General features: G+C 73.0%; 20 protein-coding genes and 1 pseudogene. 10 read left to right on the top strand and 11 right to left on the bottom strand.

Annotated features, from left to right (window positions below):
* Window positions 1-73: 73 nt before the first annotated feature.
* From BN2279_RS31190 to BN2279_RS27645, 3 genes and pseudogenes are all read left to right on the top strand, one after another.
* On the top strand, window positions 74-685 hold the full coding sequence (locus BN2279_RS31190) for a TetR/AcrR family transcriptional regulator (RefSeq protein WP_059008869.1): 612 nt from the start codon (window positions 74-76) through the stop codon (window positions 683-685).
* Between the two features lie 138 nt (window positions 686-823).
* Entirely contained in the window at window positions 824-1,498 is a 675-nt protein-coding gene (locus BN2279_RS12370; protein WP_059008871.1) for an ArsR/SmtB family transcription factor, read from the top strand.
* Between the two features lie 67 nt (window positions 1,499-1,565).
* Window positions 1,566-2,905: pseudogene (locus BN2279_RS27645) on the top strand (MFS transporter).
* A gap of 63 nt (window positions 2,906-2,968) precedes the next feature.
* Here BN2279_RS27645 and BN2279_RS12385 read toward each other — a convergent pair.
* The 8 genes from BN2279_RS12385 to BN2279_RS12420 form a co-directional block, all read right to left on the bottom strand.
* A complete protein-coding gene (locus BN2279_RS12385; protein WP_059008876.1) occupies window positions 2,969-3,616 on the bottom strand; it encodes a dihydrofolate reductase family protein in 648 nt (215 codons plus the stop codon).
* Between the two features lie 103 nt (window positions 3,617-3,719).
* Window positions 3,720-5,870: an RNA polymerase recycling motor ATPase HelR gene (gene helR, locus BN2279_RS12390; RefSeq protein ID WP_059008878.1), complete on the bottom strand. Its 2,151-nt coding sequence runs from the start codon at window positions 5,868-5,870 to the stop codon at window positions 3,720-3,722.
* Between the two features lie 247 nt (window positions 5,871-6,117).
* Entirely contained in the window at window positions 6,118-6,756 is a 639-nt protein-coding gene (locus tag BN2279_RS12395; RefSeq protein WP_059008880.1) for a class I SAM-dependent methyltransferase, read from the bottom strand.
* 55 nt (window positions 6,757-6,811) lie between these two features.
* On the bottom strand, window positions 6,812-7,465 hold the full coding sequence (locus tag BN2279_RS12400) for an ABC transporter ATP-binding protein (protein WP_059008882.1): 654 nt from the start codon (window positions 7,463-7,465) through the stop codon (window positions 6,812-6,814).
* Window positions 7,458-8,369, bottom strand: a complete 912-nt coding sequence (locus BN2279_RS12405; RefSeq protein WP_079032164.1) for an ABC transporter ATP-binding protein — start codon at window positions 8,367-8,369, stop codon at window positions 7,458-7,460. Before BN2279_RS12405 ends, BN2279_RS12400 begins: the two co-directional genes overlap by 8 nt.
* Before the next feature lie 92 nt (window positions 8,370-8,461).
* Entirely contained in the window at window positions 8,462-9,400 is a 939-nt protein-coding gene (locus BN2279_RS12410; protein ID WP_059008886.1) for an ABC transporter permease, read from the bottom strand.
* Window positions 9,401-9,422: 22 nt separating this feature from the next.
* Window positions 9,423-10,391 (bottom strand): ABC transporter permease, encoded by a 969-nt coding sequence (locus BN2279_RS12415; protein WP_059009617.1) that lies wholly within the window; start codon window positions 10,389-10,391, stop codon window positions 9,423-9,425.
* 17 nt (window positions 10,392-10,408) lie between these two features.
* The gene (locus BN2279_RS12420; RefSeq protein ID WP_059008888.1) at window positions 10,409-12,013 is read right to left on the bottom strand and encodes an ABC transporter substrate-binding protein; all 1,605 of its coding nucleotides are present in this window, start codon (window positions 12,011-12,013) and stop codon (window positions 10,409-10,411) included.
* Between the two features lie 700 nt (window positions 12,014-12,713).
* Between BN2279_RS12420 and BN2279_RS29335 the strand changes: the two genes are divergently transcribed.
* The 4 genes from BN2279_RS29335 (at window position 12,714) to BN2279_RS12435 (ending at window position 15,725) form a co-directional block, all read left to right on the top strand.
* Window positions 12,714-12,863 (top strand): hypothetical protein, encoded by a 150-nt coding sequence (locus BN2279_RS29335; RefSeq protein WP_159037206.1) that lies wholly within the window; start codon window positions 12,714-12,716, stop codon window positions 12,861-12,863.
* 150 nt (window positions 12,864-13,013) lie between these two features.
* Entirely contained in the window at window positions 13,014-14,159 is a 1,146-nt protein-coding gene (locus BN2279_RS12425) for a helix-turn-helix domain-containing protein (protein WP_159037207.1), read from the top strand.
* 44 nt (window positions 14,160-14,203) lie between these two features.
* Window positions 14,204-14,701, top strand: a complete 498-nt coding sequence (locus BN2279_RS12430; RefSeq protein WP_059008891.1) for a hypothetical protein — start codon at window positions 14,204-14,206, stop codon at window positions 14,699-14,701.
* 211 nt (window positions 14,702-14,912) lie between these two features.
* Window positions 14,913-15,725: an SAM-dependent methyltransferase gene (locus BN2279_RS12435; RefSeq protein WP_059008893.1), complete on the top strand. Its 813-nt coding sequence runs from the start codon at window positions 14,913-14,915 to the stop codon at window positions 15,723-15,725.
* 56 nt (window positions 15,726-15,781) lie between these two features.
* Here the strand turns inward: BN2279_RS12435 and BN2279_RS12440 are convergent, their stop codons facing one another.
* Both BN2279_RS12440 and BN2279_RS12445 read right to left on the bottom strand, forming a co-directional pair.
* A complete protein-coding gene (locus BN2279_RS12440) occupies window positions 15,782-16,708 on the bottom strand; it encodes a helix-turn-helix domain-containing protein (RefSeq protein WP_079032105.1) in 927 nt (308 codons plus the stop codon).
* A gap of 97 nt (window positions 16,709-16,805) precedes the next feature.
* Window positions 16,806-17,042, bottom strand: coding sequence for a DUF397 domain-containing protein (locus BN2279_RS12445; protein WP_059008897.1), 237 nt, complete (start codon window positions 17,040-17,042; stop codon window positions 16,806-16,808).
* 296 nt (window positions 17,043-17,338) lie between these two features.
* Between BN2279_RS12445 and BN2279_RS12450 the strand changes: the two genes are divergently transcribed.
* Window positions 17,339-17,722 carry a hypothetical protein gene (locus BN2279_RS12450; protein ID WP_059008899.1) on the top strand — a complete coding sequence of 128 codons (384 nt, stop codon included), beginning with the start codon at window positions 17,339-17,341 and terminating at the stop codon, window positions 17,720-17,722.
* A gap of 347 nt (window positions 17,723-18,069) precedes the next feature.
* Here BN2279_RS12450 and BN2279_RS12455 read toward each other — a convergent pair whose 3' ends face one another.
* Complete coding sequence (locus BN2279_RS12455) at window positions 18,070-19,341, bottom strand: methyltransferase domain-containing protein (protein WP_059008901.1); 1,272 nt, start codon at window positions 19,339-19,341, stop codon at window positions 18,070-18,072.
* A gap of 456 nt (window positions 19,342-19,797) precedes the next feature.
* On the opposite strand from BN2279_RS12455, the gene BN2279_RS12460 reads away from it, so the two are divergent.
* Complete coding sequence (locus tag BN2279_RS12460) at window positions 19,798-20,328, top strand: hypothetical protein (RefSeq protein ID WP_059008903.1); 531 nt, start codon at window positions 19,798-19,800, stop codon at window positions 20,326-20,328.
* Window positions 20,329-20,400: 72 nt separating this feature from the next.
* Window positions 20,401-21,258 carry an oxidoreductase gene (locus tag BN2279_RS12465; RefSeq protein WP_234347805.1) on the top strand — a complete coding sequence of 286 codons (858 nt, stop codon included), beginning with the start codon at window positions 20,401-20,403 and terminating at the stop codon, window positions 21,256-21,258.
* Window positions 21,259-21,273 lie beyond the last annotated feature (15 nt).

Consider the following 21,273-nt stretch of genomic DNA (forward strand, 5'->3'; position numbering starts at 1 on the left):
CGCGACGGGGCCGGAAGGGCCGGCGCGGCGGCTCCCTATGATGGGGTCCCCGGCGCAGGGACGGAGGAACGACATGGCCGCAGCCGCTTCGCGGGGGCCCCGTGGTCCGTACGCCGCCGGCCGGGAGGCCCAGCGGTGCATCGTCGACGCCGCCCGCGAGGTGTTCGCCGAACGCGGCTACCGCGGCGGCTCGTTGCGGGACGTCGCCGAGCGCGCCGGGGTCAGCGCGGCCAACATCGTCCACCACTTCGGGTCGAAGGAAGGGCTGCTCGTCGCCGTCCTGGAGGCGCGCGACGCGAACACCGACCTCATCGAACGGGGCCGGCGCGGCGACATCGTCGAGGGCATGCGCCTGCTGGTCCGCACCAACCAGACCCAGCGTTCCATCGTGGGCCTGTACGCGGTGCTCTCCGCCGAGGCCACCGACCCCGCCCACCCCGCGCACGACTACTTCCGCGAGCGCTACGCCAGGGTGCTGCGCATCGCGGTCACCGCGGTGGAGGCGGCCCGGGCCAAGGGCAACCTGCCCGCCGGCCCGCCCGCCGAGCAGGTGGCCGCGGGGCTGCTGGCCGTCATGGACGGGTTGCAGAACCAGTGGCTCTTCGACCCGGAGTTCGACATGGCCGCGGCGTTCGACGCCCACCTGCGGATGATCGGCGCCCGCTTCACCTCCGACGACGCCTGAGCCTCGACGCCCCCGCCGGACCGGCGAATCGGACCTGGCCGCGCCGCGCGGAAACGCCCGCGCGGCCTTTTCGTCGTGGTCGCTGGTCACCGCGCCCGGTGTCCTTTACGCTATTCCATGGATTAATGGAGGATGCTCATGGTGGACCCGGAAGCCGAAGCCAAGGCACGGCTGTACGACGCGTTCGCGGCCAGTGGCAAGGCGCTGGCCAGCGGGAAGCGACTGGAGTTGCTCGATCTGCTCGCGCAGGGCGAGCGGACCGTCGACGCCCTGGCCAAGGCGGCCGGGCTGAACCTGACCACCGCCTCGGCGCACCTGCAGACGCTCAAGCAGACCGGGTTCGTCGCGACCCGCCGGGAGGGGGTGCGGATCCACTACCGGCTCGCCGGTGACGACGTCGCCCACCTGTTCACGCTGCTGCGCAAGGTCGCGGAGCGGCACCGGGCCGCCGTGCCCGTGGCCCGCGACGCCTACCTCGGCCGGGACGCCGCCGCCGAGATCACCCGTGAGGAGTTGCTCGCCCGCGTCGAGGCCGGGGGCGTGGTGGTGCTGGACGTGCGGCCGGCGGAGGAGTACACCGCCGGGCACATCCCCGGCGCCGTCTCCATCCCCGTCGACGAACTAGCCGACCGTATCGGCGAGTTGCCCGAGGACACCGAGATCGTCGTGTACTGCCGCGGCGAGTACTGCGTCTTCGCCCACGACGCGGTCCGTCTGCTCACCGACCGCGGACGGCGCGCGATCCGCCTCACCGACGGCATGCTCGAGTGGCGCCTCGCGCGGATGCCCGTCGTGGCGGGGGGCCCGGAGTGACCGGCCTCTCGCTTCCCGACCGTTTCCTCCCCCCGGCTCCGGCCGCGGCACGCCGGGGAAGACGCCCGTGACGAGCACCGCGCCGGCCGCGACCGCCGGCATATCGCCGCCGCCCGCCGTCCAGCGCCGCGTCCTGGCCGTTCTGGTCATCTCCCAGGTCCTCAGCGGGGCCGGGCTCGCCGCGGGCATCACCGTCGGGGCGCTGCTCGCCCAGGACATGCTCGGCTCCACCGACCTCGCCGGGCTGCCCAGCGCCCTGTTCACCGCCGGCTCCGCGCTCGCCGCGGTCGCCGTCGGCCGCCTCTCGCAGACCCGGGGGCGCCGCCCCGGGCTGGCCGCCGGATACCTCGCCGGGGCCGTGGGCAGCGCCGGGGTCATCGCCGCCGCGGTCGCCGACAGCGCCCTCCTGCTGTTCATCGCGCTGTTCGTCTACGGCTCCGGGACCGCCACCAACCTCCAGGCCCGCTACGCCGGGGCCGACCTCGCCGCCCCCGCCCACCGGGCCCGCGCCGTCTCGACCGTTCTGGTCGCCACCGAGACGGCGCGGGCCCGGTGGAGGTCATGCCCGCCGCATCCGCCGACAGCCCCCTCCGCCTGCGCGTCGCGCCGTTCGTCGCCGGCTCCGGGCCCGCCACCAGCCTCCAGGCCCGCTCCGCCGGGGCCGTCCTCGCCGACGCCCTCGGCATCCCCACGCTCGCCGGGCCCTTCCTCCTCGCCGGCGCCGCCTACGCGCTGGCCGCCCTCATCCTGGCCCTCTGGCTGCGCCCCGACCCCCTGCTGCTCGCCCGCGATCTCGACCGGAGGCAACGGACGGCGCCCGCCGAGCACGGCCCCGCGCCCGCCCCCGTCCGCACGCGCGGCCCGGGGCTGATGCCCGGCGCGCTGACCATGATCCTCACCCAGCTCGTCATGGTCGCCGTGATGACGATGACCCCCGTCCACATGCACGACCACGGCCACGGCACGACCGCCTCCGGCCTGGTCATCGCCATCCACGTCGGCGCCATGTACCTGCCCTCGCCGCTGACCGGCCGGCTCGTCGACCACCACGGCCCCACCGTCATCGCCGCCGCCTCCGGCCTCACCCTCCTCGCCGCGGGCATCACCGCCGCAGCGGCCCCCGCCGACTCCGTCGCCCTCCTCGCCTTCGCCCTCGCCCTGCTCGGCATCGGCTGGAACTTCGGGCTCGTCTCCGGCACCGCCATGATCACCGACGCCGTACCGCTCGCCACGCGTGCCAAGACCCAGGGCATGGTCGACGTCTCCATCGCCCTCGCCGGCGCCACCGGCGGCCTCGCCTCCGGCGTCGTCGTCTCCACGGCCGGCTACCCCGTTCTCGCCCTCACCGGCGGCGTCCTGGCCATGGCCGTCCTCCCCGTCATCGCGGCGACCGCACACGGCCGGTGAACGAGCCGGCCCCCCGGCGCCGCCCTGACCGTCGGCGCGGCGGTCAGGGGACGGGCCGGTCGGTCACTTCCGCCAGAACAGATGGTGGGTCACGCCGCTCGGGCTGGGCACGACCTCCAGGTGGAACCGGTCGAGCAGTTCCTCGGGCGACTCCCACAGGCGCAGCCCGGACCCCAACTCCACCGGGGACACCGCCACATGCATGGTGTCCACGAGGTCGGCGTCCAGGAACTGCCGGATGGTGCTGACCCCGCCGCCCAGCCGGACGTCCTTGCCCCGCGCCGCCTCCCGCGCCTGCTCCAGGACCGTGGCCGGGTCGCCGTCGACGAAGTGGAACGTGGTGTCGGAGAGCGTGAACGAAGGCCGCTTGTGGTGGGTCATGACGAACACCGGCGTGTGGAAGGGCGGTTCGTCGCCCCACCAGCCGCGCCACTCGTGGTCGTGCCAGGGCCCGCGCTGGGGCCCGAACTTGTTGCGGCCCATGATCTCGGCGCCGATGCCGTGCGCGAAGTCCCGCGTGAAGTAGTCGTCCAGGCCCCTGCTCCCTCCGGGCTCGGTGCGGTTGGGCCAGCTCGCCGTGGCCCCGGCCCACGCGAACAGCCTGGCCGGGTCGACGGCCCGGCCGAACGGCCTTTCAAGGCTCTGGTCCTCACCGGCACCGATCCCGTCGCTTGAAACGCTGAAGTTCTGGACTCTCACCAACTGAGCCACGTGTTCCTCCCGGTGTGGTCGACAACAGTGATGAGACCCCCCGGACCACGAAAACTCATCGCCACCTCCCGGACCGACCAGAACGCGGAGCGGCCCGGTGGGGTCAGGGCGTGGTGAGGATGACCAGTTGCTGGGTTGCCCGGGTCATCGCGACGTAGCGGTCGACCGCTCCTTCGGTGCCTGCGCCGAAGTTCTCCGGGTCGATGAGGATGACCAGGTCGAACTCCAGGCCCTTCGACAGTTCCGGGGTCAGTGACCGGACGCGGGGGGTCGGGCGGAAGGTGGGGTCGCCGATGACGCAGGCGATGCCGTCGGCGTGGGTGGTGAGCCAGGTGTCGAGGATCGTGTCCAGGTCCGTGACGGACCCGTGCACGACGGGGAGGCCGCTGCTGCGGACGGAGGTCGGCACGTTGGCGTCCGGGAGCACCGTCCGGATGACCTGCTCGGCCTCCGTCATGACCTCTTCCGGCGTGCGGTAGTTGATGCTCAGGGAGGCGACGGTGGCCCGGTCGAGGCCGACCCGTTCGAGCCGTTCCGTCCACGACTCCGTGAACCCGTGCCGGGCCTGGGCGCGGTCGCCGACGATGGTGAAGCTCCGCGACGGGCAGCGCAGCAGCAGCATCTGCCACTCCGCGTCGGTCAGTTCCTGGGCCTCGTCCACGACGACGTGCGCGAACGGGCCGGCCAGGGGTTCCGGGTCGATGGCGGGCAGCGCGCTCTCGTCGACCAGGCTCTCCCGCAGGTCCTCACCGCGCAGCATCGTCACCGCGCCCTCGCCGTCGGCGTCGGCCTGGAGCAGGTTGTCGATGACGCCGGCCATGCGCTCGCGCTCGGCGGCGAGGGAGGCGTTGTGCCGGCGCTTGCGCAGCGCCGTTCTCGGGTCGCCGAGCCGCTGCCGGGCCGCGTCCAGGAGCGGCAGGTCGGACACCGTCCACGCCTGGCCCTCCGCGCGCCGCAGGGCCCGGACCTCGTCGGGGGTGAGCCAGGGGGCGCACATCCGCAGATAGGCGGGGACCGACCACAAGTCGCTGACGAGGTCGGCCGCTTCGAGCAGCGGCCACGCGCGGTTGAGGGTCGTGGTCAGCTCCCGGTCCAGCCTCAGCGCCCTTCGGAACAGGTCGGGCGGGACGTCGGCGTCCAGCTTGTCCCGCAGGATCGTGAGCAATTCCTCCCAGATCTGCTCGCGCGCCTCGTTGTGCGGCGTGCCCGGTTCCACCGCCTCGAACGCCTCGGCCCAGTCGTCGGGGCTCAGCCAGATGTCGGACCAGTCGGTCGTGACCGTCATCCCCTCGGCGGGCGGCTCCTCGTAGAACCTGACGGCCGTCTCGATCGCCTTCACCATCCGGGCGGACGACTTCAGGCGGGCCACCTCCGGGTCGGTCTCGACCGCCGCGTCGGCGCCCTCGGCGACGAGATCCCGCAGGGTGCAGGTCTGCACGCCCTCCTCCCCGAGGCTGGGGAGGACGTCCGCGACGTAGGCCAGATAGGGCTGGTGCGGGCCGACGAACAGGACGCCGCCCCGGCGGTGGCCGAGGCGCGGGTCGGAGTACAGGAGGTAGGCGGAGCGGTGCAGGGCGACGACGGTCTTGCCGGTGCCCGGGCCGCCGTCCACGACGAGCGCGCCCCGCGATCCCGCCCGGATGATGGCGTCCTGGTCGGCCTGGATGGTGGCGAGCACGTCCCGCATCCGGTCCGACCGGTTGCCGCCCAGGCTCGCGATGAACGCGGACTGGTCGTCCAGCGCGGCGTGCCCCTCCAGCCCGTCGGTGGTGAACACCTCGTCCCAGTAGTCACTGATCCGGCCGCGTGCCCAGCGGTACCGGCGGCGGCTGGCCAGACCCATCGGGTTGGCGTGGGTCGCCGCGAAGAACGGCTCGGCCGCGGGGGAGCGCCAGTCGATCAGCAGCCGGCGCCCGGTGCTGTCGGTGAGGCCGAGCCGTCCGATGTAGAGGGGCTCGGGGTCGTCCGCGCCGACCATGTGCCCGAGGCACAGGTCGAGACCGAAACGGCGCAGGGCGCGCAGGCGGCCGGACAGCCGGTGGATCTCCGCGTCCCGGTCCATCGCTCCCCGCCCGACGCCGCCGGGCGCCTTGCGTTCGGCGTCGAGGCGGTCGGACAGTTCGGCGATCGTCTGGTCGAGGGTCTCCGCGATGGCCGCGAAGTGCCGCTCGTCGTCCGCGATCAGCGCCGGATCGGCCTTGGCGGAGAGGCGGTCGGGGAGGTCGAACGCACTGGTGATCTTCCGGGAGTTCATGATCGACGGCTCCGATCCGGGGCCGTTCCCGCCACCGGCGCGACCGCGCCCCGCGAACCATGAACCGACAACAACGTACACACTTCGTGAATCTCCCATTTCCGCAGCTTCTGGCCTCGGCCAGTGATTCTGCGGCACGACCCGGGCCTTGCCGCAAGCCCCCCGGTGCGCTATACGTTGAGAGTGGAAAGGAGTGGGCGCTCCTCCTTTCCCCTCTGATCCCCTTCGCAGCCCCCCGGACGACCGGCTAGCGGGCGCGCAGGAGCAGGTGGCCCCGGCGGAATCGTTCGTCCTTTTCGGGTTCGCGCAGCATCCGGCCGATCTCGGTGAAGCCGGCCTCGTGGGCCAGTGCGGCGAGGTCGTCGATCGGCCAGCGGTAGGCCGTCACCACCTTGTGGTCGAACGGGGTCACCGGCCCGCCCTCGGCCTCGAAGAAGGCCAGCAGGAGCGTGCCGCCGGCGGCCATGACCCGGCGGAACTCGGCGAGGTACAGCGGGAGTTCCGGCGGCGGGACATGGATGACCGAGTACCAGGACACGATGCCGCCCAGCGTGCCGTCGGCCAGGTCCAGGGCGTCCATCGAGCCGGTCTCGAACCGCAGGTCCGGGTGGGCCGCGCGGGCCAGGCCGATCATCACCGGCGACAGGTCGACGCCGAAGACGTCCAGCCCCAAGTCCCGCAGGTGCGCCGTCACATACCCGGGGCCGCAGCCCAACTCGGCGACCGGCCCGGCACCGGCCGCGCGCGCGAGGTCGGCGAAGGCGGCGAGCACCGCGCGGTCCAGGGGAAGCCGGTCGAGCGCGTCGTGGAAGAGCTCGGCGTAGAGAACGGCGACGGCGTCGTAGGCGTCCGCCGTCACGGCCAGGTGCGGGGGGAGTCCGGTCACGGGGACGACACTAGAACGCGACCGGCCACCCCCGCCGACCGGTCCCCGCGCGCCGTCACGGTGTGGTGGGGAACTCCCGGACGCTGTCGCACCAGCGGTTCAGCAGGACCCGGTCGTGGCCGACGGCCAGCAGGGCGGCGTCGTGTTCGCGTCGGTAGTCCTCGACGACGGCGACGAGGGCGGCGGTGGTGGAGGCGTCCAGCATCGCGGTCATCTCGTCGCAGATCAGCAGCCGGGGGCGGAGCAGCAGGGCGCGGGCCAGGCAGGCGCGCTGGAGTTGGCCGTCGCTGACCTCGGGGGGGCGGCGGCGGAGCAGGTCGCCACCGAGGCCGACGGCGTCGGCCAAGGCGTCGGCGCGATCGGCCAGTTCGGTGAACCGCCCGGTGGCGCGGGCGGGGTCGGCGATCAGGGCGCGCAGGGTGAGCCGGGGGTCGGCGGCGAGACGCGGCTGCTGGAAGACGACACCGACGAGGGTGCGGCGCGCCCGGGGCGCCCGGAAGCGGAAACCGCGCACGGGCTCGCCCGCCAGGACGACGGTGCCGGCGTAGGGGCGGTGCAGCAGGGCGGCGACCCGGGCGAGCGTGGACTTGCCGCAGCCGCTGGGGCCCAGCAGCCCGAGCGCCTCGCCGTCCGCGACGGTGAGCGAGAGGTCGCGGACGACGGGGGCGCGGGGGGTGTATCCGGCGGTGATGTGGCTGAGTTCAAGCATGGGCGGCCTTCGGGGCGTGGTGGCAGGCGACGCCGCCGGTGAGGTCGGGCAGTACGGCGCAGCGGTCGGTCGCGCGGTCGCAGCGGGGGGCGAAGGCGCAGCCGTCGGGGAGGGCGTCCAGTTCGGGCGGGAGCCCGGGGATGGGCGCGAAGTCGCGTTCGGGCAGCGCCGCGAGCAGACCGCGCGCATAGGGGTGCCGGGGGCCGGGGGAGCCGAAGAACGGCGCCGCGTCGGTCAGTTCGACGATGCGGCCCGCGTACATGACGGCGATCCGGTCGGCGACGCGTTCGGCGGCGGCCAGGTCGTGGGTGATGACGAGCAGGCCGTGGCCGTTGTCCGCGTGCCGGCGCAACTCGCCGACGGTGCGGTCCACGAGGTCCCGGTCGAGGCCGGTGGTCGGTTCGTCGGCGATGAGCAGCGGCGCGTCGGCGACGAGGGCGAGTGCGGTGGCGGCGCGCTGGGCGAGGCCGCCGGAGAGCTGGTGCGGGTAACGGTCGAGGTGGTCGGTGGGGAACGCGGCCCGCGCGGCGGCGGCTTCGGCGGCGGCCCGCAGTGCGGCCCGTCCGGTGCCGCGCAGTTCGCGGACGGTTTCCTCCAGTTGCGCGCGCACGGTACGGACCGGGGTCAGGTGGGCGGCGGGGCTCTGCGGGATCAGCCCGACGCGGCGCCCGCGCACGGTGCGGGCCAGGGTGGCCTCCCCGGCGGTGAGCACGTCCAGGCGGTCCCCGGCCGGTCCGAGCCACGCGGCGCCCCGGGTCCGCGCGTTGCCCGGCAGCAGCCCGAGCAGCGCGGCGGCCAGCACGGACTTGCCGCAGCCGCTCTCCCCGACCAGGGCCAGGCATTCCCCGGCCGCCAGGTCGAAGGAGACGCCGTTGACGGCGGCGACGTGGCGCCCGCCCGGCATCAGGAACCGTACGGACAACTCCCGGACCGACAGCAGCGGTTCCGGGGCCGCGGTCTCGTGTCCGGCGGTGTTCGCGGCACGTCGGGGGTCGTTCACAGCACCAGCTCCGATCGGCGGCGGGGGTTGATCCGTTCGCGCCAGGCGCCCGCGAGGCCCGCCAGCGCCAGGGTGGGCACGACGATGAAGAGGCCGGGGAACAGCGTGGGCCACCACTCGCCGGTCACCAGCGAGCCGCGGGCGCCGTTGATCATGGTGCCCAGGCTGGCCTCGTGGGCGGGGATGCCCAGGCCCAGGAAGGACAGCGCCGACTCGTGCCAGATGGCGTGCGGGACCATCAGCACGGCGGCCAGGCCGGCTTGCGGGAGCACGCCCGGCACCAGATGCCGGGCGGCGACCCGCAGCCGGGAGGCACCGCCGGAGATCGCGGCGTCGACGAAGGGACGCGCGCGCAGCGACAGCACCTCGGCGCGGACGATGCGGGCGGTGGACACCCAGTGGGTGAGCCCGACCGAGGCGATGACGGGCCAGATCCCGGGACGGAACATGGCCACGATGAAGATGCCCATCAGCAGGTGCGGCACGGCGGTGAACGTGTCCACCAGCCGCATTGTCAGCCGGTCCGCCCGGCCGCCCAGGGCGCCCGCCGCGCAGCCGACGGCCAGGCCGATGCCGCTGGCCACCAGCGCGGCGACGACCCCGACGAGCAGCGAGACGCGCATCCCGTAGACGCAGCGCAGCAGCACGTCCCTGCCGACCTCGTCGGTGCCGAACGGGTGGGCCCAGGAAGGCGGTTCGAGTTTGGCGGTCAGATCGACGGCCTGCTGGTCCAGCGGGAACAGCGGGGGCACCAGCAGCACCGCCAGCACGGTGGCGCCGATGAGGGCGCCCGAGACGGCGACCCGCACGGCGCGGGTGCGGCGGCCGTCGCCGCCGGGGGCGTGCCAGGGCCGGTCAACGGCGGGCCGGGGCGCGGCCGTTCCGTTCCCCGGTGCCGTCTCCACGGTCGCGTCCCCGCCTTCCGGCTTGCCCATGTCGTTTCTCACGTCTCGTCTTTCACATCTCGTCGTGGTCGACGCGCGGGTCGGCCAGCCCGTACAGCAGGTCGGCGAGCAGGTTGCCGGCCAGGACCGCGAGGGCGGAGAGCACGGTCAGCGCGGCGAGCAGCGGGAAGTCGGTGGCGGTCGCGGCCCGGACGGTGGCCGAGGCGATGCCGGGCCAACTGAACACCGTCTCGACGAGCAGGGCGCCGGTGATCAACTCCGGGACGCGGGTGCCGATCAGGGTGAGGACGGGCAGCAGTCCGGAGCGCAGGGCGTGGCCGAGGAGGACGGTCCGCTCGCGCAGTCCCCGGGCGCGGGCGCCCCGCACGGGGTCCTCGTGGAGCGCGTCGGAGACGCCCTGGCGCACGTACAGGACGAACCACGGCAGTTGGGAGATCGCCAGCACACCCGCGGGCAGCGCCAGGTGGCGGATCACGGAGCCCGCGGTGACGGTGTCGCTGCCGGTGTCGGTGAGCCCGCCCGCCGGGAGGACGTCCAGGCGCAGCGCGAACAGCCAGATGGCGAGCAGGGCGAGCCAGAACGGCGGCGCGGCCTGGAGGGTGTAGCTGACCGAGGTCACGACGCGGTCGAGCACGCCGCCCGGTCGCCGGGCGGCCAGCACGCCGAGGGCGGTGCCCAGCAGGATCGCGACCACGAAGGCGACCGAGCACAACAGGACGGACCAGCCGAGGCGTTCACCGATGACCTGGCCGACGGGCTGGCGCAGGGCGAGCGACTGGCCGAGGTCGCCGCCGGCGGCGGAGCGCAGCCAGGCCCACCACTGCTCCACGAAGGTGCCGCTGGTGCCCAGGTTCTCGCGGAGGGTGTCCAGGGTCTCCTGGGAGGCGCCGAGGCCGTCGGAGCCGATGTACTGCCGTACGGGGTCGAACGGTGAGGCGGCGGCGACGGCGAACATGCCGAGGGTGACCAGGGCCAGCACCGGGACGGCGGCCAGCAGCCGCCGCCCGGCGAGCCGGGCCATCCCGGCCCAGGGGGCGGTCACGAGCGGATCCGCCAATCCTCCACGTTCCACCAGGGACCGTGACCGAGGCCGTGGTCGTGCGGCTCGATCTGGGTGGTGACGCCGTCCCAGTGGTCGGCCATGACGTAGACGTGGTCGATGTGGGTGAGGAAGGTGTAGCCGGGGTCCTCGGCGAGTTCGCGCTGCACCGCTTCGTAGGCGGCCTCCCGCTCGGCCGGGTCGCCGCTGCGCCGGCCGGTCTCCAACTGCTCGTCCACGGCCGGGTTGTCGTAGTGGCCCATGTTGTTCCAGCCGTCGCCCGCGAGTTCGGAGTGGAGCAGGCCGTAGAGGTCGAAGTCGGGGTCGGCGGGGTTGCCGCCGCCGCTGAGGACCGCGTCCTGGGCGAGGCGGCCCTCGATGACCTCCCAGGAGCCGGACTCGACGGTGGCGTCGATGCCGATGTCCCGGGCATCGGAGGCGTAGGCGAGGGCGTGTTCCTGCCGCAGCCGGTCCCCGGCCGGGTACCAGAGGGTGAACTCCGCGCGCCTGCCGTCCTTGACGCGGACGCCGTCCTCGCCGGTCACCCAGCCGGCTTCGTCCAGCAGCGCGCGGGCGGCGTCCGGGTCGTGGGGCCGCTCGGTGCCCTCGGCGAACCAGGGGCTGGCGGTCGGCACCGGGCCGTAGGCGGCGTGCCCGGCGCCCTCCAGGATGCTGTCGACCATCAACTCCCGGTCCACGGCCAGGTCCAGGGCCAGGCGGATGTCCTGGTCGCCGGTGACGGGGTGGCCGGTGGGGAGGGTGACGGCGCGGAAGTCGGCGCTCTCGGCGGTATGGGTGACCAACCCCTCCTCGCCGGCGAAGGAGTTGGCGAGGTTGGGCGGCAGCACGGCGGCGTCCAGGTCGCCGGAGCGGAGCCGGGTCGCGCGCACGTCGTCGTCGGGGATGACGGCCATGGTCAGCCGCCGCACCTCGGGCTCGCCGCCCCAGTAGCCGGGGTTGGCCTCGAAGGTGAGCCGTTCGCCCCGGGTCCAGCCGGTGACGACGTAGGGACCGGTGCCGATCGGTTCGGTGTTGTACGGGCCGGTGTTGACGTCCTGGCCGCCGGCGGCGTCGGCGGAGGCGATGGGCAGCACGGTGCGTTCGGCGAAGGGGGCGTAGGGATAGGCCAGGGTGAACACCACGGTGTGGTCGCCCTCGGCGCGGACGCTCTCGACGGCGGCCAGGTCGTCCTTGGCCGGGTTGTTGGTGTCCTCGTCGAGGATGGTCTCGTAGGTGAAGACGACGTCCCGCGCGGTGAACGGCGTTCCGTCGCTGAACTCGACTCCTTCGCGCAGGGCGTAGGTGTACGTCAGCCCGTCGTCGCTGATCTCCGGCAGCGCGGTGGCGAGCGCGGGCTGGAGCTCCAGGTCCTCGTCGTGGCGCAACAGGCCGTCGAAGATCTTCGAGTTGCCGTCCTTGCCGTAGCCGAGGAGCGGGCTCAGCGTCTCCGGCTCGTTGGCTATGCCGACGACGAGTTCGTCGTATCCGCCGTCGCCGCCGCCCTCCTCGCCGGGGGCGGAGCAGGCGGTGGCCGTCAGCAGTGCGGCGGTCACCGCCGTCGCGGCGATCCCTGTCCATGTCCGGGCGGTGATCCGGGCCGTCATCGGGCACACTCCTGCCGGGTATCGTACGTAATTGCGAAGCGCTCGCAATTAAACAGTAGAGGCGACAAGCTTCCTCCAGGGGGCCCGGTCGCGGGCCCCACGGCCCGGTGGCGGCGGTAGGGCGGCCCCGGGGTGACCGAGGGGACGGCCCCGGCCGCGCACCCGGCTCCCGGCGGTGACGAGGGCGGCGTCCGGCGTGGACCGGGCCGGGCGCGGCGACCGGGCGCGGGTTCTACCGGGCGGTTCGCGATACCGCCATGCCTTCCGGCCGCTTTTCTTCGCTCGCATGAGCGAATTGATCGCTTCGGGGCGGAGTGTGGCAGGAATCCGTGGGGAAGGCCCGATCATTCGTGGTCATGAAACGGTCGGAAATAACCACGGATTCGGGCGCGGCGCTCAGCGGGCGACATCCCCACCCCCGCCCCAACGCGACAATCCCGCCTGCGGATTGGCCGACTTTGATATCTGCGGTTCCGGTGATTAGCGGTGGGGTAGGTGGCGCGCTACCGTGCCCATGCGCAAGGCCCCGGCGGTTGTCAGCCAGAAACCGGGGCCCCGCTGGAACGGTTCGAGAACGAAGGAGATTCGCATGCCCGAACACTTTTCCGTGCCATGCCCCGGAGGGGCTGGCACGGTTCATGACAGTAGCAGGGAGCGGGAATCCGGCGCGGGTTTCAGTGCTGTCTCTGTCATCGTGCCGGTGGGGCTGGTGCTGGTGCTGCCGGTGCTCACTGCCGTGGTGATCTGCGGCGCGCGGCCCGCGCTCGCCGACTGGCTGCTGATCGCCGGCCTGGTCGGGGGACTGCCGTCCGGGCACTGCTCCTACCAGCGGATTCGCCGGACCGGGTGATGCCCACGCCGGCCGGCGGAAACGCGACTTCCGCCGGCCGGCGCGCGGGCGCGGCGCCCAGGAAAGAGAGCGGAGGCGGCTCTTCCATTTCTGTCGTCGGGTGCGCGGAACGGAGCGGACACCGGGTGAGAAATAGCGGAGGGGATTCCGATGCCGTCTGACGGTCCAGCCGTCGAGCCTCCCGTCGAGCCGTGCCGCGTCTGCGGTCGCCCGGTACCGCAGCAGCGGCGGGGCCGGACCAAGCTGTACTGCGACCCCGGATGCCGGCGGCGGGCACAGCGCGAACGCGCCGTCTGCGTGGAGAAGGACCCCCTGCCGGCCGCGCGGCGGGCCGAATCCGTCGCGGAGGACCTGCACCTGCTCACCGGGCGCCTGGTGGCGGCCGAGGAGGGGGAGCGGGACCTGGAGGTGCTGCTGGAGTGCGCCCGGCGGCTCGCCCGCGGCGTCGACGTGTACATCGCGGCGGCGGTGAACGACGCCCGCAACGCCAAGATGACGTGGGAAGCGGTGGGGCAGGCGGCGGTCACGACCGCGGCGGCGGCCCGTTCCCGGTGGCACGCGCCGGAGGTGGAACGCAAGCTGGCCCGGTGGGAGGAGGAGAGCGGCGCCTTCCTCCCGCCCCGGCGGAGAAAGCGGGCCGCCGTCCCGGAGGCGGAGGTCGCCACCGAGACGGAGACGGGCGAGAACGGCCGGTCGCGCGCCGCGGGCTATCTGGCGGCGGCGCTCACCCAGATGTACAAGATCAGCGGCCAGTCCCACCGCGAACTCGCCGCCGCCCTCGGGGTGTCGCAGTCCTACGTCACGCGCATCCTCGCCGGCCACCGGGTGCCGGCCTGGCACGCGGTGTGCACGCTGGTGGAGGCCCTGAAGGGCGAGCCGGGGGAACTGCGGGTCCTGTGGGAGATCGCCTGGGGCTTCAACCCCCCGCCGAGGTGGCCCCGGGACGAGGCCGTGGACCGGCTGCACGCCGTGCTGCGGGGCCTGCACATCGCCGCCGGGTGGCCCCCGGCGTCCGTCATCCGCCGGAAGACCGCGAGCGAGGCGGGGATCGAGGTGGACGAGGCGTCCATCGACCGGATGCTCAACGGCCGGGAGGTCCCGGACTGGGAGACGCTCGCCGCCCTGGTCCTCGCCCTCGACGGCCGCGCGGAGGACTTCGTCGGCCTGTGGCAGGACGTGGACTACGCCTACCTGATCGCCACCGATGGCGGCGGCAACGGCGGCACCGAACGCCCGGTGACCAGCCCACGCGCCCGGCGGGGCCGCCGCCCGGTGGGCAAACGCCGAAGGCGCTGACGCACATGACCGAACCCGTACGCGTCTTCCAGGGGAGGCTTCGCATGATTCCGCCGCAGCCCGATCCCGGCCCGTTCCGCACCGGGCCCGCCGGAGCACCCGAGGTCATCGGGGTGGGTTCTCCGCCCGTACGGCTGCGCCTGCCCGTGGAGTTCGCCGCCTTCTGCGCGCTGCACCACGGCCGCTACCTGCGGTACTGCCGGCTCCGGCTGCCCGGGACGGCCGTCGCGGAAGCGGTCGTGGAGAGCGCGCTGGGCGAACTGGCCACCCGCTGGGCCGCCGCCCTCGCCACCAGCCCGGCCGCGCTGGCCTGGCACCTGCTCGGCCGGCGGGTGGACGCCGAGGCCCGGGCGGCCGGCCAAGGCGACGTCCTGCACCGCCTGTTGCCGGCACCGCAGGCCGACGCGGTGCTCCTGCGGCGGCGCCTGCGGATGAGCCTGGCCGAGACCGCCGAGGTGATGGGGCTCGCCCCGCGCGACGTCACCTGGCATCTGCTGCTGGCCGAACGGCGTCTCGCGCCGGGGCTGACCGGCCCGGCCTGAGACGGCGCCCCGCGTTCCGGCGCTTTCACGTACTCCGTGTCGCCCGTGCGCGCGCCCTCGGTGCGCATCCCCGCCGTGTGCGCCGGAGCACACACGTCCCCTCCCGGCCGATCTCACGATTCTCCGCCAACCCGCCTGGCAGCGCTTTACGATGGGCGTTTTCGTATACCGATAATGCCCACTTCAACGATCAGGCGAGGCCCCCCACTGCATGGACGATGACACCCTGCCCCTTTCTCCCCCCGACGTAGGCGTACCGACCATCGCGCGCATGGACAACTACCTGCTGGGCGGCAAGGATCACTACGAGGCCGAACGGCAGGCATCCCACCGCCTCCTGACGATGGTCCCCACCGCGCGGACCGTGGCGGTCCACCGCCGCAGATTCCTCGAACGCGTCGTGCGCACCCTCGCCCGGGAACTCGGCATCCGCCAGTTCATCGACCACGGATGCGGCCTGCCCGCCCTGGACAACGTCCACGAGATCGCCCAGCGCGTCCACCCGCACGCGCGCACCGTCTACGTGGACGACGATCCGGTGGTGGCCAGTTACGGCCAGGCGTACCTGGAACGCGACGAGCGGACCGCCTTCCTGCGCGCCGACATCCGCGAACCGGCGGCCGTGCTGGATCATCCCCGGGTCCGCGAACTGTTCGACCCGCGCGAGCCCGTCGCCGCCCTCTTCGTCTCCGTGCTCCACTGCGTTCCCGACCAGGACGACCCCGCCGGGATCATCGGCACGGTTGCCTCCCGGCTCCCGTCCGGCAGCGCCGTGGTCATCAGCCATCTGGTGAGCGACGAGGAGGACGTCCGCGAGCGGGTCACGGACTTCATGCGGCGCCGCACGCGGGGGAGTTGGGGGCGGGTGAGATCCCGGCAGGAGGTGGAACGTTGCTTCGCGCCGCTGGAGATCCTCCACCCGGGAGTCGTCGACGTCTGTGCCTGGCGCCCCGATTCGGAGCTGGCCCGGGTGGTGGGAAGCGGCCGGTGGATGGAGTACGGCGGCGTCGGCCGCGTGCGCTGAGGGAACGGCGTGTCCTGGGCCGGACGCGGGAAGGACGCGGCCGGCCCGGGGCAGCGTCAGTGATACCGCCAGGCCGCTCGCTTCAGCATGGCCAGGCTCTCCTGCTTCGACTCGGCGCCGCGGCTGATGTCCTCCATGATGCGGAGGTACTCCTCGGTGCGCCGGGGCTCCTCCAGGTACAGCGCGTCCGCCGCCTGCTCCAGGTAGATGATGTCCGGCAGATGCGGCGCCGGGAACCTCAAGTGGGTGATCGGGCCCCCCGCGTGCCCGGGGCCACCGAAGTCGAACGGCACGACCTGGAGCACCACGTTGGGCAACTCGGTCATGGCGATCAGATGGTCGAACTGCTCGGCCATCTCCGCGTTGGTGCCCATCCTGCGCTGGAGGACCCCCTCGTCGAGGATCGCCCACAGGTGCAGCGGATCCCGCTGCCGGGTCAGCAGGTCCTGGCGCGCCAGGCGCAACTCCACCCGGCGCTGCACCTCTTCCCGCGTGACCCGTCGCCTCAGACGCGACAGACCCGCCCAGGTCACGGTCCGCGCGTACCGCTCGGTCTGCAGCAGGCCGGGCACGTGGTGCGCGTCGTACACGCGGATCTGGGAGGCCGCGGACTCCAGGCCGAGGAAGGTCTCGAACCACTCCGGCGTCAGGTCCGCGTAAGCGTGCCACCAGCCCGGCGCGTTGGCGCGCCGGACCAGCTCCCTGACATCGTCCAGCAGCCGCCGGTCCTTCCGGCCGTAGAGGGCCAGGAGGCTGGCCACCTCCTGCCCCGACAACTGGGACTGGCCGTGCGCCGTTTCCATACGGCTGATCTTGGATTCCGAGCAGCCCAGGTGCCTGGCGGCCGCGCGTGCGGATATCCCCCGCTGCTCACGCCAGTTGCGCAGCATGATGCCGAGGGCGACCCGCAGCACCGTTGGCGTATTCGCCGGCCGGCCGAGAAGGTCCACCATCGACGGCACACGGGCTGGCTCGCTCGCCATGCACGTCTCTCCCTTACGTCGTGAGACTCCAACAGTCCCTGGATGTCGCTACATTGAGACACAACAGGAACACAGAGTCCCACGAACCCGGGGGTTTTCAAAGAAGGTCGTCAAATTCCCCCAGCTTCACCCCCTGCACGAAAGCGGCGATCTCCCCGGGCGTGTAAATCAGCGCCGGACCCTGCGGATCACGCGAGTTCCTCACGGCCGCGCCTCCGCCGGGCAGGGCCGCCACCTCCACGCAGTTGCCCAGCGCGCTGCTCGCCCGGCTCTTGCGCCATACCACGCCTTCGATCATGTCCGCGGACACGCCGTTGCTGTATCGCTCACCCATATCTCTCTCCACCGTGCTGAACTCCCAGCCGCTACTGGGTAGTAATTGAACAGATGGTCGCTCTACCGCACCCCCACACGGGTTTATGTACCCGCACTTGCAGCCCGCACGCACGATCCGGAATAGTGGCCCGACACCCTTTCCCCTCTCTCCGCCCCCGGGAGCCGACCTGTGACGGCGCACCCGCATGCCGCCGCGAGCCGCATCTCCGGCTCTCCTCATCGCTTTTCCGTGAGCCGGGCGCGGCGGGCGAAGTGAATATGCCTTCGGAATCCGCTCATCGGTTCACCGCACGCATGTTCGCCGCGTTACCCGTCGACCTCTCGTCCGCCCGGCATTTCACCACCGTCACCCTGCAACGGTGGCGCCTGTTCACCACGGTGGACGACGCCGCGTCCGTCGTCTCCGAACTCATGGCCTGGGCCATGGCCGACCCCGCCTACGACAATGTCTGGCTCGGACTCGCCCACCATCAGGCGCTGTTGTGCGTCGTCATCCCCGGCACGGTCCCCGGCGCCGCCGTGAGCGGCCCGCGCACGGGAACCGTCCACCACCTCGCGGCGGGCACCCGCCACCGGCGCCGCATCATCGACGCGCTCACCGACGAGTGGGGCCGGACCCGCGACACACACAGCACGATCCTCTGGGCCCGCGTCCCCACCCGCCCCCCCACCCCGTGAGCCCGTTCCGTGCCGTCACGGCGGTGTTCCGGGTGGGGCTCGGGCCGGTTTTCCGGATGGTGTGTCCCGGTGGTCGTCGATGACTTGCCGTGGGGCCCGGTGTCTACCCGAGGGCGGGGGCGAGCGTAGGCACGGGCGGTGCCGGGAGGCGCGGTGAGGGGCGTACGATAACGGGGAGGAGAAGGGCAAGAAAGTGGACGGGGGATGGGATGGGGAGAGGAGGAGGGGTATAGGAGACAGGGGGCGTGGGCAAGCTGCGGTACTCGTCGCGGTGCCGGCGGCCGGTCGGGCCCGCGGTCCCCGGCGGCCAGGGCCGCCGCGGACGGCGGGCGATGTCCCTGCCCGCGCTACAGGACGGTGTCCCACAGGGCGAGCAGATGCTGGTCGGCGGAGGTGGTGACGCTGAAGTCCTCCAGGCCGGGGGAGCCGTCGGCCTGCCAGCGGATGATCTGGTCCTCGATGCGGTCCCACAGGGGGTACGCGGACTGGCGGACCGTCCACTTCTCGGCGTGCTCGCGCAGCGCGGCCCACACCTGGGCCTCGGGGTCCCAGTACAGATGCCCGTCGGGCAGCCCGATGTCCTGGATCCACGGGGCCGCCGCCTGGGCGACGAACCGGGCCGTGGGGTCGTTCAGGTCGATGGGCGTGATCAGGGCGGGGCGTTCCCCGGAGCGGCTGGTGTCCGGGGGGTGTCCCTTATACACATCTGACGCTGCCGACGAAGGGGGTAGGGGGGAGGTCGGGGGGTGAGGAATGCTGAAAAAAAAAACGAGGAGAAGCGAGAAGGACTGGTAAGAGCGTGGACGTGCCTGAGTAACAGGATGAGGCAGAGGCGGCGGCTTGTGGGGCTGGGCGAGTTCGAGTCCGGCGCCCGCGGGGCTGATCAGCCGGCCCACGGCCGCGGCGGGCTCGCTCAGGGTGCCGCCCTCCTCGCCGGTGAGCCGCGCGCGCGCGGTCGCGCCGAGCCAGCCGCCGAGGGGGGCGATGATCTCGCCGCCGGGCCGGAGGAGGGCGAACCAGAGCCAGGGGATGGTGATGACGGCGCAGGTGGAGATGATGCGGTCCCACTGGCCCAGGGCCCCGGGCCATCCCGTCACGCCGTCGCCGTCGATCACGCGGGGGTGGTGACCGGCGGCGGCCAGGGACTGGCGGGGGCGGCGCGCGATGTCGGTGTTGATCTCGACGGTGGTGACGAGGTCGTCGCCCAGCCGGTGGCTGAGCAGGGCGGTGGTGTAGCCGGTGCCGGTGCCGATGAGCAGGACGCGCATGCCGTCCTCGATGCCGGCTTCCTCCAGGATCCGCACCGCCTCGCCCGGGGCGAGGCCGGTGTGGGTGGGTTCGCGGTGGATCACGCTCCCGATCTCGTCGGGGCGGATGCCGGCGACCCGGGTGACGGCGGGCTCGTCGCGGTAGCAGAGCGCCTGCCAGTCGGGATGCGCGGGGGTGATCGGCTCCCAGCCGGCGCCTCGGCGGCGGAAGACGCCGTCACGCAGGAAGAGGTGCCTCGGGACGGTGCGCACGGCTTGGCGCCAGGCTTCGGTGCGCAGATGTCCGGAGGCGGTGAGCGTGTCGGTCAGCTCGGTGCGCAGGGCCTGTTCGCGATCGTCGTCGGCTGTCATGGTTCGTCTCCGTGGTCCAGCGGCCCGGGACCGGGGCGTCCGCCCGGTCGGTGAGTGGTGCGGGGTGGAGCGGCGAGGTGCGTCTGCCACCCGTTCGGGCGGGGCGAGGGTACGACGTCACCCGAATCGCATGGTGGTCCGAAAGCCCGGTCATGTCGATGGCCCCGGCACCGTTCGGGGCGGGTGTCTACGCGGCGGGGAGGTGGATGTGCGGGCTGGACACCCGGTCCGTCGCGTCCCGGCTGCCCGTGGGTGCCGTACCCACGGGGTGTCGGCCGCACGCGTGGGACGGCCGGGGGCGTAGGCTGTCTCTTATACCCGTCTGACGCTGCCGGCGAAGGGTGTACGTGAGGGGTCTGTCGGACGCCGCGTGTTGAGTCAACACAGACTGTGGGGAGGAAGAGTGAAAGAGATAGACCAGGGGAGCCGGAGCCGTCGCGGAGCCGGAAGGAGCCGGTGTTCCCGGAGCCCACGCCGTGGCCGGAGACCCGCGACGGCGACGAGGCGTGCGGGGGCGACCCGTTCGATCCGGACGCGGTGGTCGCCTACTCCCCGGACGGCCCGGCCTACGAGGGGACCGGCCCGCACCCGGCCGTTCTGCACAAGGTGGGCGTCGTTCCGGAGGTCGATCTGCCGCTCCTGCCCACCGCGTGGGCGCCGTCCCCCTACAGCGGGTTCACGGAGCTGCTCGTCTGCCAGTACACGGACCGGGAGTTCACGGGCGAGAAGGTCGGTGACTGCGCCTACCTCGGGGGCACGCTCGGCGACGCGAACCCCGAGGTGTGGTCCGCGCGGTACGTGTACCGGGTGTTCGAGGCCAGGACCGGGGAGCTGGTCGGCGAGTTCGCCCTGGACGGCACCACCACCCCCGACGAGACCTGCCCGGAGACGTCGTACGCGCCGCCCTCGACGTACCGGCAGTTGGTGGAGAGCGACGCGCTGGAGGAGGAGCTGCGTCCCCTGGTCGAGGGTCCCGCGCCCGGCTGAGGGGCGGGCGGCGGGCGGAGGCGGCGGAAATCCGTTCCCCCCGCCGGTGACCGGTTCCCTAGGGTGACGTCCGTGGACAACGGACGAGGGGACATGATGAGCGGGGACCGGGTCTGGTTCGTCACCGGGACGAGTTCCGGCTTCGGCCGGGAGCTCGCGCGGGCGGTCGTCGCCCGCGGCGGGCGGGTGGTGGCGACCGCCAGGGACGTGGAGGCGATCGCGGATCTGGCGGCGCTCGCGCCGGACCGGGTGCGGGCCGTACGGCTGGACGTGACCGACGAGGCGTCGGTGCGGTCGGCCGTCGCCGGGGCCGAGGAGACCTTCGGCCGGATCGATGTGCTGGTGAACAACGCGGCGTTCGGGCTGCTGGGCGCGTTCGAGGAGCTGACCGACGAGGAGTTGCGCGGCGCGTTCGAGACGAACCTCTTCGGCGCGCTGGCCGTCACCCGCGCCGTCCTGCCGGGGATGCGGCACCGGCGGGCCGGCCGGATCGTGCAGATGTCGTCGGTGAACGGTGTGGTGCCCGGGCCGGGCGGAACGGCGTACGTCGGGACGAAGTTCGCGCTGGAGGGGATCTCCGAGGCGCTCGCGGCCGAGGTCGCGCACCTCGGGATCCGCGTCATGATCGTCGAACCCGGCCCGTTCCGCACGGACTTCGGCGGCCGGTCGCTCCGCTGGGGTGAGCCGATGCGGGACTACGCCACGATCATCGCGCCCGCGCGGGAGGCGTTCGAGGCCACGCACGGCACCCAGCCGGGCGACCCGCGCCGAGGTGCCGAGGCGATCATCGAGGCGGTCGGCCTGGACGAGCCGCCGCTGCGACTCCCGCTGGGAGCGGAGGCGTTCGGCTGGCTGCGCTCCTATCTCCGGTCCCGGGTGGACCAGTTGGACGGCGTCGAGGCGCTGGGCGCGGACACCGCGTTCCGCTGACGGCCGGCGCCGCAC

Origin of the sequence: Streptomyces specialis (assembly GCF_001493375.1) — a bacterium.
Taxonomy (GTDB): Bacteria; Actinomycetota; Actinomycetes; order Streptomycetales; family Streptomycetaceae; genus Streptomyces; species Streptomyces specialis.

Bases quoted from the DNA above. Each gene is read 5' to 3' on its own strand.
- BN2279_RS31190 (WP_059008869.1), top strand. From the start codon at position 74: ATGGCCGCAGCCGCTTCGCGGGGGCCCCGTGGTCCGTACGCCGCCGGC.
- BN2279_RS12370 (WP_059008871.1), top strand. From the start codon at position 824: ATGGTGGACCCGGAAGCCGAAGCCAAGGCACGGCTGTACGACGCGTTC.
- helR (WP_059008878.1), bottom strand. From the start codon at position 5,870: ATGAACTCCCGGAAGATCACCAGTGCGTTCGACCTCCCCGACCGCCTC.
- BN2279_RS12400 (WP_059008882.1), bottom strand. From the start codon at position 7,465: ATGCTTGAACTCAGCCACATCACCGCCGGATACACCCCCCGCGCCCCC.
- BN2279_RS12405 (WP_079032164.1), bottom strand. From the start codon at position 8,369: ATGCCGGGCGGGCGCCACGTCGCCGCCGTCAACGGCGTCTCCTTCGAC.
- BN2279_RS12410 (WP_059008886.1), bottom strand. From the start codon at position 9,400: ATGGGCAAGCCGGAAGGCGGGGACGCGACCGTGGAGACGGCACCGGGG.
- BN2279_RS12415 (WP_059009617.1), bottom strand. From the start codon at position 10,391: ATGGCCCGGCTCGCCGGGCGGCGGCTGCTGGCCGCCGTCCCGGTGCTG.
- BN2279_RS12420 (WP_059008888.1), bottom strand. From the start codon at position 12,013: ATGACGGCCCGGATCACCGCCCGGACATGGACAGGGATCGCCGCGACG.
- BN2279_RS12425 (WP_159037207.1), top strand. From the start codon at position 13,014: ATGCCGTCTGACGGTCCAGCCGTCGAGCCTCCCGTCGAGCCGTGCCGC.
- BN2279_RS12430 (WP_059008891.1), top strand. From the start codon at position 14,204: ATGATTCCGCCGCAGCCCGATCCCGGCCCGTTCCGCACCGGGCCCGCC.
- BN2279_RS12435 (WP_059008893.1), top strand. From the start codon at position 14,913: ATGGACGATGACACCCTGCCCCTTTCTCCCCCCGACGTAGGCGTACCG.
- BN2279_RS12440 (WP_079032105.1), bottom strand. From the start codon at position 16,708: ATGGCGAGCGAGCCAGCCCGTGTGCCGTCGATGGTGGACCTTCTCGGC.
- BN2279_RS12445 (WP_059008897.1), bottom strand. From the start codon at position 17,042: ATGGGTGAGCGATACAGCAACGGCGTGTCCGCGGACATGATCGAAGGC.
- BN2279_RS12450 (WP_059008899.1), top strand. From the start codon at position 17,339: ATGTTCGCCGCGTTACCCGTCGACCTCTCGTCCGCCCGGCATTTCACC.
- BN2279_RS12455 (WP_059008901.1), bottom strand. From the start codon at position 19,341: ATGACAGCCGACGACGATCGCGAACAGGCCCTGCGCACCGAGCTGACC.